Raw genomic sequence first — 15,571 nt, 5'->3', positions numbered from 1 at the left:
TTGTCCGTCTTTCCCGGGTTCAATATGGTTGCGCACGTCATGAACAAGCGCCGATTTCTCCAACTAAGGGGGTTTCTTACCGCTGGCGGTCTGGCCACGCTGTTTCATTGGTTTGTCATGGCCGGACTGGTTGGAGTCGGGCTTGAACCCACTCTTGCTACAGCGGGTGGAAGTTTTTCCGGTGCGGTAATGAACTACGGGCTTCAGCGCCATCTGGCTTTCCGTAACGCCGGCCCCCACCGGTCTACTGTATGGCGCTATCTGGCGTCATGCGGCCTCGCCTGGCTTTGCAACCTGGTTTTTTTCTACATGCTCAATCACGCCCTTGGCCTGTCAGTCATGCATTCTCAGTTGGCTACTACAGGCCTGGTAGCGGCATTGAACTACGTGGTCTATCAGAGATTGGTGTTTTATGAACAGAAATACTGAATATTCCGTCGGCCGGGCAGGCCGAAGCCTGGTGTCGGTGGTGGTGCCTGTTTTTAATGAGCGAGTGATGCTGCCACTGTTCTTTGAGCGTGTTCTACCGATTCTCGCTGCCCTTGAGGAGCATCACGAGATTGTATTGGTGGACGACGGCAGTGAGGATGGTAGCGCCGGATACATACGTAGCCAGGTCGCGCGCAATCCCGACATTCGCCTGGTTAAGTTAAGCAGGAATTTTGGCAAGGAGGCCGCAGTAACGGCGGGGCTGGAGCATGCAAGAGGCGACGCAGTGATTGTGCTGGATGCTGATCTGCAGGACCCGCCTGAGCAGATACCGGCAATGATCAAATGCTGGCAATCCGGTTCCGACGTCGTCTTGATGCAGCGCCGTTCCCGCTGCGGGGAAACCTTTCTCAAGCGCTGGAGTGCCCACCTGTACTACCGGTTGTTGAACCGGACCAGCCGGACCGATATCCCGGTTGATACTGGGGACTTTCGGCTGATGAGCCGAAGGGCAGTTAATGCGTTGCTTACCCTGAAGGAGCGCAACCGCTACATGAAAGGGCTGTTTGCATGGATAGGCATGCCAACCCGGGTGATCCAGTACGACCGCGAACCAAGAGCAGCCGGGGAAACAAAGTGGGATTACCCCGGATTGGTCGGGCTGGCGCTCGAAGGATTGACGTCGTTTTCAGTATCACCACTGCGCTGGGCGACAATCATCGGGCTTATTGCCGCAAGTATCGGGGGGATGTTCGGGCTGTGGATTGTGGTCAAGGCCTTGATGTTGGGGGATGCTACCAGTGGTTACCCGTCACTTGTCGCCATTATCAGTTTTCTGGGAGGGATTCAGTTGGTGAGTATTGGCATCGTTGGAGAATACGTTGGCAAGACCTACCTGGAAGCGAAGCAACGCCCCGTCTATCTGACCGAAGATGTAGTAGAAAATCCGGTTGGCGCGAGTCGCCAGGTTAGCGAAAACCCGGTGGAGACGCGTCATGTCAAAGCGGTTTAACCTTTGGCTACTGGTGCTGGCAGCTGTGTTGATCAGCCGGTTTATCGGTATGGCGTTTTTTCCCTTTGCCGACACCACCGAGCCCCGCTACGCGGAAATCGCTCGATGGATGGCCGAAACCGGTGACTGGATTACCCCCTGGTTTGAGCCCGGTGTGCCGTTCTGGGGCAAGCCACCATTGTCTTTCTGGGCTCAGGCTGCGGCTATCAAGGTGTTGGGTCTGTCGGAATTCTCGCTACGTTTGCCGTCCTGGCTGGCAACCATTGCCATGGTTTGGCTGGTTTGGCGTTTGGCCCGGCAAATCTGGGATGTTCAGACGGCGAAATGGAGTAGTCTGGTCTTTGCCACCATGGCTCTGACCTACATCAGTGCCGGCGCGGTAATGACGGATTCTTTTCTGGCCCTTGGAACGACCCTGGCGCTGGTCAGCTTTTGTCTGGTGATGTCGGGTGAGCGCGGCCCTTGGCAATGGCTTTTCTTTATAGGAGTGGTCATCGGGTTACTTTCGAAGGGCCCGCTGGCTGTTGTGTTGATCGGAATTCCAATAGTCTCGTGGCTGTTATTGTTCCGGCAGGAGGTTGGCAGTTTACGAAAGCTCCCTTGGTGGAGAGGGAGTGTGTTGACGATTCTTTTGGCCGGTCCGTGGTATGTGCTGGCGGAGCTTAAAACGCCTGGATTTTTAGACTATTTTATTGTCGGCGAGCACATTCGACGGTTTCTGGACCCGGGGTGGGCTGGCGATCTTTACGGCAGCGCTCATGACCAACCAAAAGGTATGATTTGGGTATTTTGGTTTTGGGCTTCGTTTCCTTGGGGCGTTGTCGCTCTGATGGGCTTGGTTGTTGGCTGGTCTCAAGGCCGGGGCTTAGACGTCATGCGCAAAGCCGTCTCGGTCTCCGGCCCGTGTTTTTTGCTGATGAGCGCCCTGGCCCCGATGTTGTTTTTTACAGTTGCTGGCAATACGCTTTGGACATACGTGCTGCCCTCGTTGCCTTTTACGGCCCCCTTGATCGGACGTTGGGTAGCGAAACTGGAATCTGGTTGGTTGTTTCGGGGGCGGGCCGTGATGGTGGGGCTCGTTCCCCTCTTACTGACCGTATTTGTGGGCGTGGCCGCGACAGGCTGGGAGACACTGAAAACAGAAAAAAAGCTGGTACTCTTCTATCAGCAGACAAGAAAGGCCGATGACAGCCCATTGCTCTATTTGGACGATATCCCATTTTCGGCCAGGTTTTACTCGCAGGGAGCGGCTCGGGAGGTCACTGAGGAAGGAGTGATCGATATGCAACAACAAGGTGACTATCGACACCTTTATTTGGCAGTTCCCCGAGACTGGTCTGCCCGGCAGGTAGCTGAGTTAACCGGGTCGGCTACCAGAGTCCTTGAGAATCGCCGCTACCAATTGCTGGCAATTGAGGTTTTGCAAGGGAGTCAGCAATCCGTCTCTGTCGCCAGCGCAGTCGTCAGGACCTGCAATATGCGGTTCCTGTTGCTCTGGTGCCTCCCTTAGTGCTCTGAGCGAGAAGAAAAAGGGTTCGATTGCGGTGCGGATGGTTATCTCGTAAAACTGTTTGAACTGAAGGCGTTGCAGTTGGGAATCGAATCGCTTCGTCTTTGAATCCCGGGGGATAACGTTGGCTGCTCATGACAGTTCCTCCTATGTTCCTATCATAGGTTAGGAGGGTCTAGTGAACGGGGTAAGTCCAGTCACCCGGTGAAGTCAGTAACCAAATCTTTTGTTCTAGGGCGCTCTCACTGCATGACCGAGTTCGTGAGCACCAGGTATGACGATTAGGTGATTGAATTGCCAGAAAGCCTGTCTCTTGACCCTTGAGCTACTCATAAGTTTATTCTGAATCTCTCCGGTCAATCTTTTGAGGTGCACACCATGGTAATACTCAGCCGATTCGCAGCGCTGGTTTTGTTCTTCTACTCTGCCGTCACGTTTGCCGACACCTCGTCTGGCCCGGGCCGTATGGGCGAATCCGGAATGATGGCCGGAATGATGGATGGCAGCATGATGGGCAGTGGCATGATGATCTTCTGTATGCTGGCGGGTCTGCTGCTGCTGACTCTGGTGGTGCTTGGGATAGTGGCGCTGGTCAGGCTTCTGCGGCGCGGAAGGTCCTGAATCCGGGCGGGGCAGCCATAATGCGAGATTTTATTCCGGCGCGACGAACCTTTTTAAAGTCGGTGGGCGGTCTGTCTACGGTTGCACTGCTGCCCGCGCCGTTGTTGCTCGGTGGCTGTCAGCCGGGAGGTGCTGCAACCCATGCGGAGACGTCGGGCCTGGAGCAGGGGCCTTTTGATGTCGAATTGACGTTGTTTGCGCGCCCGGACGTCGCGCCGATTCTTCCAGGTGCTGCCAGTGAAGTATGGCGTTACACCGCCAGTTTGCTCAAGGGGCCGGATGATACACTCACCCGCCTGGGCGACGGTTATCTCGGTCCGCTGATACGTTTACGCCGTGGTCAGCGTGTCCGGATCCATATTGACAATCAACTGCCTGAAGCCACAACTGTGCACTGGCACGGGTTGCATGTGCCACCGGACGTGGACGGCCAGCCGCGCTTTCCCATTCAATCGGGCGCTCAAAAGACCGTCAGTTTTGTGGTGGATGATCGCGCGGGGCTTTACTGGTATCACCCGCACCCCCATGGCAAGGACGGCGGACGTGTTGGTTTCCAGTCCTATGCGGGGCTGGCAGGCCCGTTGGTGATTGAGGATGACAACGAGCGCGGGCTGGATTTGCCCCAGGGTGATCAGGAACGGATTCTGGTGCTCCAGGACCGCAGTTTCGCCGGCGACAACGAATTAACCTATCTCAGCGGTGGCATGGGGTCGATGATGACCCGCATGCACGGATTCAGGGGAGAACACCTGCTGGTGAATGGCAAACCGGCAACGATGCAAGAGGTGTCAGCAGCGGCTCACCGTCTGCGAATCATGAACGGCTCCAACGCGCGCATCTACAAGCTGGCCTGGAGTGACGGTCGCCCTGTTACCGTGATTGGGACAGACGGCGGGCTGCTGGAAGCGCCGGAAGATTTTCCCTACATTACCCTGGCACCAGCGCAGCGTGTTGATATCTGGATCAGTTTCGAGAAGGCTGCGCAAGGCACCCGGATCCAGTTGCTCAATAGACCACACGATGCAGGCGGCATGATGGGTGGTGGCATGATGATGGGCGGCATGATGGGTGGTTCTGACACCGCTTCTGACCAGGCTACGCCGTTACTTACCCTGGAGGTGAATGGTCGGGGTGAAGACGGTGTATCCACACGCCCTGAGCGGCTGAGCAATGAACTGGCCGACCTGCCACGCCCGGACAAGACCACAGCCCCCCGATTGTTCAGGCTTGGCATGAAAATGATGCAAGGCTTTACCATCAACGGTCGTCAGTTTGAAGGTGCGACGGTGGCCGATGGCGAAGCTGTTTCGTTGGGCGAAAGCGAGGTTTGGGAGTTCTTCAACGACACCATGATGCCGCATCCCATGCATGTCCATGGGTTGCAGTTCAGGGTGCTAAGCCGACACTACGCCGATGCACGGTCTGCCGGGCAGTTGGCGGCCGGCATCGTGGATTCAGGGCTGCACGACACCGTGCTGGTGCTGCCCGGAGAGAGGGTCCGGATTGCCCTGACCTTCACGGACTTCCCGGGACTCTATCCCTACCATTGTCACAATATGGAGCACGAGGACAATGGCATGATGCGCTATTACGAGGTGCGCAAGGTCTAGGCAACGCAGCAGGGTAGGGTGAGCTTCGGGACCGGCACGGCGGTCCTTCCTGCGTTTATTTCCCGGTTACAGATTCAACATAGTGTGCAACCGCCTTGATCTGCTGCTCTGACAGCGAATCACCGAAGGCCGGCATGATACCAACGCCACTCTTCACCGCATTGCTGACCTGCTCCGCAGAAGGTTTGAGTTCGTCCAGATTGGGGCCGATTTCGCCAGCCGATCCTGCGTCGTTCAGTGCGTGGCAGATGGTGCAGGAAGGTTGAGCCTGCTCGGTGAACACTTTCTTGCCGAGTTCGAGTTGCTCGTCCGCCATCGAAGTGGCAGACGCAGAGGCAAGTACAGCGAATAACAATGTGCGTAGTGACATAGAAAATCCTGGTTAGGTCAAGGAAACAGGCGGCCCGATGGGCGGACCGCCACAGGGTTCACGCGTTCATGAAACGGTGACGGTCACGCCATGGTCTTTCCAACTGGTGTTGCCGTAACCGCGCTCGTTTTCAGTACGTGTGGGCGGCTGGGTATTGCCGTCGGTGTCGGTTGCGCGGCTGACAATCCGATGATCGCCGGCGCTCAGGTCCATCGACACCACAAACGGCCGCCAGGCATAGCGCCCCATGTCGGGTCCCAGAAAGCGGGCCTTCTTCCAGGTTTCACCACCGTCGGCTGACACCTCCACCTTGCTGACAGCGTTCATGCCGCCGAAGGCGACGCCGTATATCAGGTTTTTGCCCTGGCTGGCGGTGGTCAGGGGAGCCGTGACCCAGGATTTAACGGACATTTCCCACATGGACGGCTGGTCGGGTGCTCCTTTCTCGCCAATGGGACGAATGCGATAGCCGGAGGCCTGAATCTTGGCGTCCGACTGGCCCTCGGTGAATGCAACCCGGTCCACGTATTTCACGTTGTTGACCCCGAAATAGCCGGGCACAACCATACGCAATGGGCCGCCGTGGGCCAGAGGCATGGGCTCATCATTCATGTCCCAGGCCAGCAGCGCTTGATCGAGCGCTTTTACCGGAACAGACCGCTCAACCATAATGGTGTTCGGATCCAGTCCCTCGGGAAGGGTTTCCCCGCCAGTGCTGGTGATGTAATTCATCCCGGGTTTAACGCCGCCGAGTTTTGCGACAACCTCCCGCAGTGGCACACCCGTCCAGATCAAGCAGCCTGCTGCGCCCGTGCCCCACTGGGTGCCACCTGGCCCATGCTCGTAGTAGGCCCGCCCGTTTCCTGAACACTGAAGCACAGTGGTCACGGTTTCGACGCCGATCTTTTTAAGGTCGCCAAGAGTCAGGGACTGCGGTGAGTTGACGCCTTCGAACGTGATTTTCCACGCATCCCGGTCCGCCACGATGTTAGCGTCGGGGGCTGGTAGGTTGTTTCTGACATAAAGCTTGTCGCTGGCAGTCACCACACCGCTACCAACGGCACCGCGCTGGGTTTCGATGGTATTGGCGCTGTGCACGATCATGTCATTGGCGTTTTTCCAGCGCACGTAGTCGGGCAGGGTTTTGGGTTCTGCCGCTTTGGCCAGTGGGCTGAGCCCGAGCAGGCTGACGGATGCCATGGCACCGGCGGAGCCCAATAAAAGGCGTCGACGGCTCATTTGGACTGGCTCTGCCGGAGACTGGGAGGCAATGGCGGGCGAATCATTGATCGACATGGTATTTCCCTCATTGTTGATCATCCCGGACTGAATCCGGTTTTTGTTGTTGGGCTGATTGCGAATGCATGAGTTAAGTGTAGGGGGTGATTAGAAAATAACCACCGAGGTCGGGTCAGGAAGCACTCATCGCTGACTTGTCGATTGGTGGCAGATTACCTGATGGCGCCACAACCAATAAGCCCGATGCCTGCATCGGCACCCCAATCACTTCCAGCTCGTTGTCACGAGTTCGAAAATCGCCGGCACGGGCCACGGCCTGTCGCACGTCCGGATTTCGGAAGAACACGCGCTCTGAGATTTGGTACTGAACGATCAAGCTGTTGCCCAGCCGCACGGCGTAGGCCTCGGCGGGCTCGCCACCTACGCTGGTTGTCCAGCGGGCCAGAACGCGGCCATTGGGCCATGGCATGGGAGGCGACAGGTCGGCGTCGCGAGACGGCGTTGGCAGGTCGTTGCCCACCGCACGCTGATAATCGGCCAGCACGTCGCTGACCATGGGAATGTGATTGGCCACCGCAATCTGATTGGAACGGTCGGGCGCCAGGTTGGGTACCAGAAGCATCGCCGCCAGCACCATGGCCACCGCCCAGCCGCCGCCTCCGATTACAGCTGATGGGCTCAGGCGGGCTAGCCAGTGTTTCAGGCCCGTCAGTGGCCGGTGGCCGATCGGGCGCTTGTTACTGGCCTGGGCGCTTACAAGCGTGTCGTCGAGGCGCTTGGCAAATGCGGGGGACAATCTGGGCGCGGGTATCTCTTGTAGTCGTTCAGAAAGCATCCGCTGGCGTTCGACATCGTGTCGGCAGGCCTCGCAGCCAGCAAGGTGAGCTTCAACCAGAGTGGTGTGATGCTCATCCAGCTCGCCATCGGCATAGCCCGCCAGCCAGTCCTGAATCTGGTCGTGCAGGTCAGACCATTGACGGTTTTCCGTAGCGGAGGTGAAAGGAGGCGTGTCACTCATGGGGGTTCACCCTTGTGTGCGTGTTGTTACTGGCAGCCGGGTTGTCGGATGCCACCTTGATCAGTCGCTCGGCCAGCAGGCGGCGGCCTCGTGACAGGCGGCTCATCACCGTGCCCGGCGCCAGGTCCAGAATCTGCGCAATGTCCTGATAGCTCAGATCCTCAAAGTCCCGCAACAGAACCACCTGCCGGAAGCTGTCCGGCAAGTCGTGAACGGCGGCCGTCAACTGCGCATCGGTCTGATGTTTCAGTGCCTGCTCGAACGGGCCGGGAGCGGCGCAGGGGTGTTCGTTCAGTGCGGCGTCTTCGGTTGTGAGCACCGGGGCCAGTTGCTGCCGCCGATTGTCCCGGCGGTAGCCATCGGCAACCACACGGTTGAGAATTCTGAGCAGCCAGGCATAGATTGCTACGTGGTCGTCCAACTGGCCAAAATCCCGCCAGGCCCGAAGCAGGGTCTCCTGAGTCCAGTCCTCCGCTATTTCAGGCGAGGCGGACTGGCGTTGCGCCACACCGTACAGCCGATAACGCCAGGGACGTACCAGGGTGTCAAACTGCTGCCTGCTTCCGGTGCTGCGCATTTTAAGTACCCGTTTGGAATCGGTGGACTTGTTGACCAAGGACGTCGCCTGTGTTCAGTTTATTCCCTGTCCCGACACTTTTCTTAAGGGTTGCCGGGAACCGCAATCCAGAACGGGAATTTGCCGTCCACGGGTTGCCGGCGAACGACCTTCAAGGATTGACTATCAATCACGGCGATCTGGTTATCCGCCGTGACCGAGGCGTAAATGAACCGGCCGTCACGGCTGGCGCGAACGCCATGGGGGCCGACGCCCACATCGACGTTCTTGACAATTTCCAGGCTTTCGGGGTCGATCAGGGTCACGGCGGACGCGGAAATCGCCCCTGTTGCGACGTATTGCCCGCCAGGCACCACGTCGATACCGCCATGCCCACTACCCACCTTGAAGGTTTTCAGCATGGTTTCGCTTGCCAGGTCCATCACGCCCACATTGCCCGTAAAGTCGCGCAGCCACAGCCGTTGGCCGTTGGCGCTGATGTCAACGTTGTGAGGCGTCTCAAGCCCCGGCGTCGGAATCTGATGCTGTTTTTCCAGGGTCTGCATATTCACTACCGCCAGCGCGCCTTCGCCCTGCAGAGTGACGTAGGCAAATTCGCCGTCGGCGCTGTAGATGAGGTTATGGGGTACCTTGCCAACCGGAATTTTCTTGACCAGTTCCAGAGTGTTCATGTCGATCACCGCAACGTCGCCCTGGGTCGGCGCAACAGCGAGGCCATAGCGGCCATCCGGTGAGATCTTGACGCCCTGGGCCACCTCGCCAATCGCCACACTGGCCATGACGTCGCCATTGGCCGTATCCAGAACATAGACGTTGCCGGTTTTAAAGCCAGACACCATCAGGCGAGAGCCATCCGGGCTCAGGGCATCGTAGTGTGCCCCTGCCACGCCGGGCCAGCCTTGTTTTGACGGTAAGGCTCTTACAATACCGCTGTTCTGGACGGCCACATAAAGCGGATCGCGGATGGCCTTCTTCAGGCTCAGCTCTGGCGCCGACTGGGCGGTGGAATCATCCCGGGATGGCGCTGTTGACTGACCCAGCACCGCCTGCCGTAACTGGTACACGTCCTTGCCGGACAGGTTCTGGCTCGCAATCGCCTTTATCTCCTCAGCGGTGTAGGGCTGAAACTCTCCTGCAAGACGCTGCTCGTTGCCGAAGGCTGTCAGCACGTAGTTCAGCACATCCGCGATCTGCTGGTCCGTGAGCGCACCGCCCCAGGCGGGCATGTTGCCGTTGTAGGTCGTGCCCTCCACTTCGATGGAACCCGTCAGGCCGTATTGCAGCACGTGGCCAAGATACTGGCGGCCACCAATGCCGTCGGTGGCGTTGTACAGTTCAGCGGTGTGGCCTTTCTGGGGCGGAAACGAACCCGGTATGCCCTGGCCCTGTGCCTGATGGCAGGCTGCGCACTGCTGGCTATATACCTCACTGCCGCGCTCAAAACGGGTATTTGCCGTCGCGCTCACGGGCATAGTGGCAATGAGTATGGTTCCGGCGACGAGCGATGTGATGGCATGGTGGATCTGTGGAGGCATGTTACAAACTCCAAGTGCTAAATGAAGTTCGACCGGAGTGGTGTTTTGGCAAGATTTCGTCAGCAACTGGCCGGTCGAAAGCGATCTCTGGTGCCAAAGGCGTCATCTGACCGGGATTTATTCCCGGAATGTTCGGTCCGGTCCCAAGCCGCGGGAAAGGTTCATAGTTCAGGGCCTCCGGTCAGAGGCAGGGCCGCCGAGAATTCCAAGAAGGTTACTCTGGTATGTTCATGATGTTTGCAGAATAGCCCGCGCCACGCACAGCCTCTGCAAGCTGCTCGTCCGAAATTTCTGATTCGTCAACTGCCACCCGCGCTTCACCGCTTTCGTGGGAAACAGAACATCCCTTTACACCTGTTTGCTGTTCGAGAACATGACGGACAATTTCCTCGCACCCGTGGCAATGCATGCCACCGATTGAAAGCCTGATTGTCTGCATGCCTATCTCCTCACTCACTGTCGGCCTGCTAGCAGGTACTGCGTTCTGCTCCAGCGCTTCAAATATGGAGCAGCACCGCAAAGGGCCCTGCCCGGGACACCGGTCCACAAGTGCCGCAAGTCCCTGTCGGATTTGTCGTAGCTGGTCAATCTTCTGGTCTACATCGCGCAGCTTTGCCATTGCCCGTTGCTGCACATTACTTGCGTCGGCGCGGGGGGCGTCGGCATCTCGCAGCTCAAGCAGCTCGGCGATCTCTTTCAGGGAGAACCCCAACTCTTGCGCACGGCGAATAAAATGTAATCGCTTTACCGTGGCGTCCGAGTAAATCCGATAGCCACCTTCCCTGGGACGTGACGGTTGTTCAATGAGCTTGCGGCGTTCGTAAAAACGAATCGTCTCGACACCGACACCCACCACGTCAGCCACTTTGCCAATTGTCATGTCAGTCATGGCGGCATCCTCAACTCGCGAATTCTCAGCTCACATTAGTGCCCGTACCACGGTACGGGGTCAAGAGTGCTGAACATTCTATAGGAGTGCAGGGCTTGACTCCGTAGCCGACTACGGAAGTATTTTGAAGATAGCCAGAAAAGTCATGAAAGGAACCATCGTAATGTCAGAGTTGAAATCAGAGTCCAAATCCGGTCGCGGATCGTTAGTCGCAGGGGGGGTGGCAGCAGTGCTCGCATCGGCCTGCTGTCTTGGCCCCCTAGTTCTGATCTCGCTGGGTATTTCCGGCGCCTGGATTGGCAACCTTGCCGCTCTGGAGCCCTACCGGCCGTGGTTCATTGGTGCTGCTCTGGTGGCGATGGTCTTTGCCTGGCGTCGGATATACCGGCCTGCACAGGATTGCGATCCGGGCGAGGTCTGCGCAGTACCGCAAGTGCGAACCGCTTACAAGATCACCTTCTGGATCGTCGCGCTGCTCGTACTGATCGCGTTGGCATTCCCTTTCGTCTTACCGCTATTTTACTGAGAGGCCATACATCATGAAAAAGTCCCTGATCACTGCCGTACTGTTCACGCTGTTCAGCATGCCTGCCTTGGCGTCGCAAAAGACGGTGACCTTGTTGGTTCCCGGAATGACTTGTTCGGCTTGCCCGATCACCGTCAAAGCCGCTCTCAAGAGGGTCGATGGGGTAAGTTCTGTCCAGGTCCGCTATGAGGAGCGTGATGCGACGGTTACTTTCGACGATGAGAAAGCCACCGTTGAAGCAATAACTGAGGCCACGAACAACGCGGGCTACCCGTCCACACTGATACAGTCCGGGGCGAAATAGGAGTAGTGTTTATGAGTGATAACGATCTGCACATTGCCGTGATTGGCAGTGGTGGTAGTGCCATGGCCGCCGCGTTGAAATCGGCGGAACGTGGAGCCCGGGTGACGCTGATAGAACGCGGCACCCTGGGTGGCACCTGCGTCAATATCGGCTGTGTGCCCTCGAAGATCATGATCCGCGCCGCCCATGTTGCCCATTTGCGCCGCCGCAGTCCGTTCGACGAGGGCATTGCGGCGGTCGAGCCTTCTATTAACCGGCCCCGGTTGCTGGCCCAGCAACAGGCCCGGGTCGATGAGCTTCGTCACGCCAAGTATGAAGGAATTCTCGAAGACAATCCGGCCATTACGGTCTTGCGGGGTGAGGCTCGGTTTATCGATTCCAATACCTTGCAGGTTACCGAAACTGACGGCACGGAAAGCGAAGTACGCTTTGACAGAGCGTTCATTGGTGCCGGTGCGCGGCCAGCTATTCCTCCGGTTCCGGGCCTTGCCGATACGCCGTACTGGACGTCCACCACGGCGCTGGCCAGCGACACCATTCCAGATCGACTGATTGTCATCGGGGCGTCTGTCGTGGCAGTGGAACTGGCCCAGGCGTTTGCCCGGCTAGGCAGCGAGGTGACCATCCTGGCGCGCAGCCGGCTGTTTTCCCGTGAGGACCCGGCTGTTGGCGAGGCCATTGAAACCGCGTTCCAGGCCGAGGGTATCAAGGTTCTGAATAACACGCAGGCGAGTCAGATCAGCTATACCAATGAAGAGTTCGTTCTCGCCTCGAACGCGGGGGAGCTGCGGGCCGATCGGCTTCTGGTGGCCGTGGGACGCACACCGAACACAGACAGACTGAACCTGGAGGCTATCGGCGTCGAGACGGATCGCGGGTCCGTCATCGTCAATGAGAAGCTCCAGACCCGGGTGCCGGGCATATACGCCGCCGGCGACTGCACCAATCAGCCCCAGTTTGTCTATGTGGCGGCCGCCGGTGGCAGTCGGGCAGCGGTCAATATGACCGGTGGCAATGCACGGCTGGATCTCAGCGCCATGCCAGAGGTGGTCTTTACCGATCCGCAGATTGCGACCGTCGGTTTGTCTGAAGCCGACGCCGAGGTAAGGGGCTTCGTCACCGACAGCCGTACTCTGACCCTGGACAACGTGCCACGGGCCCAGGTCAATTTTGATACCGGAGGCTTCATCAAAATGGTCGCGGAACGTGAAAGCGGGCGGTTACTGGGTGTGCAATCCGTGGCGGGTGAGGCCGGCGAACTGATCCAGACCGCGGTGATGGCGCTACGTGCGGGCATGACCGTCAACGAGATCGCCGATGAGCTGTTCCCGTACCTGACGATGGTGGAAGGTTTGAAGCTGTGCGCTCAAACCTTTACCAAGGACGTCAAACAGTTATCCTGCTGTGCGGGATAAGGCAAGCCAGCCCATGGATTGCATGGGCAAATGCTCTATTAGTGACCTTGTTTGATGAAGTAAACTGATACCGTAGTCAACTACGGAGTAAGCCCGCATGGTGAATTACGTAAAACCACTGACTATCGGTGGACTGGCCAAGGCGAGCGGTGTCCATATCGAGACCATTCGCTACTACCAGCGGCGGGGCCTGTTAACGGAGCCCCAACGGCCTCCCGGTGGGATCAGACGCTACGGTTCTGCCGATATTGATCGATTGACGTTCGTGAAATCGGCGCAGAACCTGGGCTTTAGCCTCGACGAGATTATCGACCTGCTTCGACTGGAAGATGGCGCCCACTGCCAGGAGGCCAGTGTCCTGGCCGAGCACAAACTGGAGTCCGTGCGTGGGAAGATCAAAAAATTGGAAAGAATTGAGAGTGTTCTGAGCGATATGGTTGCCCGGTGCCATGAACAAAAAGGGGACATTGCCTGCCCTCTCATCGCGTCATTGCACACCGGGATCAGCAAAGCCCCGGAGGTTTGAGGGGATCGGTCATTGAGATTCTAAAAGCGGGCGCCTCCAGTTTATGAAAAACATTATCCGAGCCCTCCCAGTACTGGGAACGTGGATAGCATCCGGGTAGCAAATCGGGTCATCTGGCCTGTTAATACCATCACGCCCATTACAATTAATACCAAACCAGAGGCAGATCTTTAACCATATGATTTTATTGCTGGTATGGTACCCCCGGCAGGACTAATATCTATCGCTAAATAATTGTTTATAAATGTAAATTAAATTCAGGTAGTTTATTTATGCCCCCAAAAACATTTGTGTCATCGGAAATGGTTCCCACCTATGTGCCCTAAGATTCGATTAGTTCCTCAATTGGCATCTCGCAACTAAACGGAGCGAAGAGAGCTGTGCGTTGAAAACAGGCTATTTAAAGGTAACGAGGCAGTCCTATCATCGGCTGCCTTTGCGGGTGCTTCAAATTTTGCAACAACGGTGACCGTGGACGTGGAAATGTGAACCGAGGCATCAACTCCGACTGAATTCAGGAACCCTCTTGAATGAGAGCTACGAGGTCATGCCGAATTTCTTCTCCACTCAAATCGGGCCGTATTAGCAGGCGGGGGTTACCTTCGCGATCAAATACATAAATCGCGCTACTGTGGGAAACAGCATAGTTGCCGTCTGGGCCAGGTTCCTCATAACCAAAGGTAGTCCGATATCGTTTGGCCAGTTCTCGAAGTTGCAGCTCTTCCCCGGTGAGACCGACAATATCGTCACCGAAAAAATCGACGTACTCTGCCAGGCGCTCAGGATTGTCACGTTGCGGGTCGACACTTACGAACAAAGTGAGCACTTCCTCTTGAAGCTCTGGGGACAAGCCGCTAGTTACCTGATTGAGTTTTTGCAGAGTCGTCGGGCACACATCGGGGCACGAGGTAAACCCGAAAAACAGCATTCTTACGCGGCCACTGTAATCATTGCTAGATACTGGATCGCCCTGGCTGTTGATCAGGTCAAATTCCAGCTCAGGCATCAGGCCACTGATGTTTTTCCCATGCCAGTCCTCTTCGTTGCCAAGGCAACCAGTCAGCAATATGGCCATTACTACCGTTGAAATGGCCGGTATGATTTTGGTGCGGTGTCGACGGAAACGGGTGCTCATGATGCTTTTCTCTCAAGATTTTTGGAATGATTCGTGTATTTCCCATCTTCGTGCATGGCACGACGGAGAATAAGGAGAATGCCGAGAATGCTCATCATGGCCGGTGGAATATAGGTCAGCATACCGCCGAGGAGTTGGTCGACTTCCGGGTCCAGGGGCCAGGCCCTGCCACAGACTTCGTAAACGTCGTAGACCATGTCACGTGAGAACACGATCCACGCACCAAGAAACATCTGAAGTACACCTGCGGCAGCCAGAACCAACATGCGTCTGCCATATCCCAGCGACGAGGTGATCGCTGGCGGTCTTGGGTCAAAGATCAACCACCAGAACAGCAGGCCATCTAGCAACATGCTCCAGTTCATGACCCAGTACAGATCCCGGCTGAGCATGGCGTCGAAATGGATCGATGGCCACAGCCAGAAATAAATGAGCCCAACAAACAGGAAAAGGGCGATGAAGGGCTGTTGCAGAACGTGATAAACGCAACCCAGAGGCTGGAGCGTGCGCCTCCAGCCTGGGCTTATCTTTTCAAACCAGAACCGCATGACCGGCAAGGGATTGGAAAGCGCGATCAGGATAGGCCCGATGTGATGAAGAATGAGGTGCTGGCCCCGATGGACGAAGAACATGTATTGCGCGTAGTAATCGAAGCGCGTCTGCATCACCGCATAGCAAATGATTACACCCAAGGTGAACGCAAAGATCCGCAGCGCGCCAGGCCGATCCTGATCCGGTATCCGAAGCAGTCCGATGCCATAGAACCCCATAACGAGCATGTAGCTCAGCACGGTCAGCGGCGAAAAATCGTAGGGCAGAAGGTAGTCAAGCAGTGACATAGCGTTGCCGGTTCTG

Annotated in this window: 17 protein-coding genes and 1 pseudogene; 9 read left to right on the top strand and 9 right to left on the bottom strand. The window is 57.0% G+C overall.

Going from position 1 to position 15,571, the window contains the following annotated elements:
• Positions 1–39: 39 nt before the first annotated feature.
• The 5 genes from MDG893_RS00430 to MDG893_RS00410 all read left to right on the top strand — a co-directional run bounded on the left by MDG893_RS00430 (position 40) and on the right by MDG893_RS00410 (position 5,182).
• Complete coding sequence (locus MDG893_RS00430) at positions 40–429, top strand: GtrA family protein (RefSeq protein ID WP_040474169.1); 390 nt, start codon at positions 40–42, stop codon at positions 427–429.
• Entirely contained in the window at positions 413–1,441 is a 1,029-nt protein-coding gene (locus tag MDG893_RS00425; RefSeq protein WP_007151723.1) for a glycosyltransferase family 2 protein, read from the top strand. The genes MDG893_RS00430 and MDG893_RS00425 overlap by 17 nt, the downstream gene beginning before the upstream one ends.
• A 25-nt stretch (positions 1,442–1,466) precedes the next feature.
• Positions 1,467–2,951, top strand: coding sequence for an ArnT family glycosyltransferase (locus tag MDG893_RS00420; RefSeq protein ID WP_244264358.1), 1,485 nt, complete (start codon positions 1,467–1,469; stop codon positions 2,949–2,951).
• A gap of 378 nt (positions 2,952–3,329) precedes the next feature.
• The gene (locus tag MDG893_RS00415) at positions 3,330–3,572 is read left to right on the top strand and encodes a hypothetical protein (RefSeq protein WP_007151721.1); all 243 of its coding nucleotides are present in this window, start codon (positions 3,330–3,332) and stop codon (positions 3,570–3,572) included.
• 20 nt (positions 3,573–3,592) lie between these two features.
• The gene (locus tag MDG893_RS00410) at positions 3,593–5,182 is read left to right on the top strand and encodes a multicopper oxidase family protein (protein WP_007151720.1); all 1,590 of its coding nucleotides are present in this window, start codon (positions 3,593–3,595) and stop codon (positions 5,180–5,182) included.
• 55 nt (positions 5,183–5,237) lie between these two features.
• Here MDG893_RS00410 and sorU read toward each other — a convergent pair whose 3' ends face one another.
• The 6 genes from sorU to MDG893_RS20555 all read right to left on the bottom strand — a co-directional run bounded on the left by sorU (position 5,238) and on the right by MDG893_RS20555 (position 10,810).
• Positions 5,238–5,552, bottom strand: a complete 315-nt coding sequence (gene sorU / locus MDG893_RS00405) for a SorU family sulfite dehydrogenase c-type cytochrome subunit (RefSeq protein WP_007151719.1) — start codon at positions 5,550–5,552, stop codon at positions 5,238–5,240.
• A gap of 66 nt (positions 5,553–5,618) precedes the next feature.
• Entirely contained in the window at positions 5,619–6,848 is a 1,230-nt protein-coding gene (gene sorT, locus MDG893_RS00400) for a SorT family sulfite dehydrogenase catalytic subunit (RefSeq protein ID WP_050776447.1), read from the bottom strand.
• Between the two features lie 115 nt (positions 6,849–6,963).
• Positions 6,964–7,809, bottom strand: coding sequence for an anti-sigma factor family protein (locus MDG893_RS00395; protein WP_007151717.1), 846 nt, complete (start codon positions 7,807–7,809; stop codon positions 6,964–6,966).
• Positions 7,802–8,425, bottom strand: coding sequence for an RNA polymerase sigma factor (locus MDG893_RS00390; protein ID WP_007151716.1), 624 nt, complete (start codon positions 8,423–8,425; stop codon positions 7,802–7,804). Before MDG893_RS00390 ends, MDG893_RS00395 begins: the two co-directional genes overlap by 8 nt.
• Before the next feature lie 44 nt (positions 8,426–8,469).
• Positions 8,470–9,921 (bottom strand): cytochrome D1 domain-containing protein, encoded by a 1,452-nt coding sequence (locus MDG893_RS20860; RefSeq protein WP_007151715.1) that lies wholly within the window; start codon positions 9,919–9,921, stop codon positions 8,470–8,472.
• A gap of 214 nt (positions 9,922–10,135) precedes the next feature.
• The gene (locus MDG893_RS20555) at positions 10,136–10,810 is read right to left on the bottom strand and encodes a MerR family transcriptional regulator (protein ID WP_007151714.1); all 675 of its coding nucleotides are present in this window, start codon (positions 10,808–10,810) and stop codon (positions 10,136–10,138) included.
• Between the two features lie 163 nt (positions 10,811–10,973).
• Between MDG893_RS20555 and merT the strand changes: the two genes are divergently transcribed.
• The 4 genes from merT to merR all read left to right on the top strand — a co-directional run bounded on the left by merT (position 10,974) and on the right by merR (position 13,581).
• Complete coding sequence (gene merT, locus MDG893_RS00370) at positions 10,974–11,336, top strand: mercuric ion transporter MerT (protein ID WP_007151713.1); 363 nt, start codon at positions 10,974–10,976, stop codon at positions 11,334–11,336.
• A gap of 13 nt (positions 11,337–11,349) precedes the next feature.
• Entirely contained in the window at positions 11,350–11,640 is a 291-nt protein-coding gene (gene merP, locus MDG893_RS00365; protein WP_007151712.1) for a mercury resistance system periplasmic binding protein MerP, read from the top strand.
• A gap of 11 nt (positions 11,641–11,651) precedes the next feature.
• Complete coding sequence (gene merA / locus MDG893_RS00360; RefSeq protein ID WP_007151711.1) at positions 11,652–13,055, top strand: mercury(II) reductase; 1,404 nt, start codon at positions 11,652–11,654, stop codon at positions 13,053–13,055.
• A gap of 97 nt (positions 13,056–13,152) precedes the next feature.
• Entirely contained in the window at positions 13,153–13,581 is a 429-nt protein-coding gene (gene merR / locus MDG893_RS00355) for an Hg(II)-responsive transcriptional regulator (RefSeq protein ID WP_007151710.1), read from the top strand.
• Between the two features lie 53 nt (positions 13,582–13,634).
• Here merR and MDG893_RS21335 read toward each other — a convergent pair.
• From MDG893_RS21335 to MDG893_RS00345, 3 genes and pseudogenes are all read right to left on the bottom strand, one after another.
• Positions 13,635–13,751 (bottom strand): annotated as a pseudogene (locus MDG893_RS21335) (cytochrome c biogenesis protein CcdA); the annotation flags it as partial.
• A 344-nt stretch (positions 13,752–14,095) separates the two neighbouring features.
• Entirely contained in the window at positions 14,096–14,716 is a 621-nt protein-coding gene (locus MDG893_RS00350) for an SCO family protein (protein ID WP_007151709.1), read from the bottom strand.
• Positions 14,713–15,555, bottom strand: a complete 843-nt coding sequence (locus tag MDG893_RS00345; RefSeq protein WP_007151708.1) for a cytochrome c oxidase assembly protein — start codon at positions 15,553–15,555, stop codon at positions 14,713–14,715. The genes MDG893_RS00350 and MDG893_RS00345 overlap by 4 nt, the downstream gene beginning before the upstream one ends.
• Positions 15,556–15,571 lie beyond the last annotated feature (16 nt).

Source organism: Marinobacter algicola DG893, from assembly GCF_000170835.1.
Taxonomy (GTDB): Bacteria; Pseudomonadota; Gammaproteobacteria; order Pseudomonadales; family Oleiphilaceae; genus Marinobacter; species Marinobacter algicola.
The sequence above is the reverse complement of the archived record's forward strand: the minus strand, read 5'-3'. Positions and strand labels throughout refer to the sequence as shown.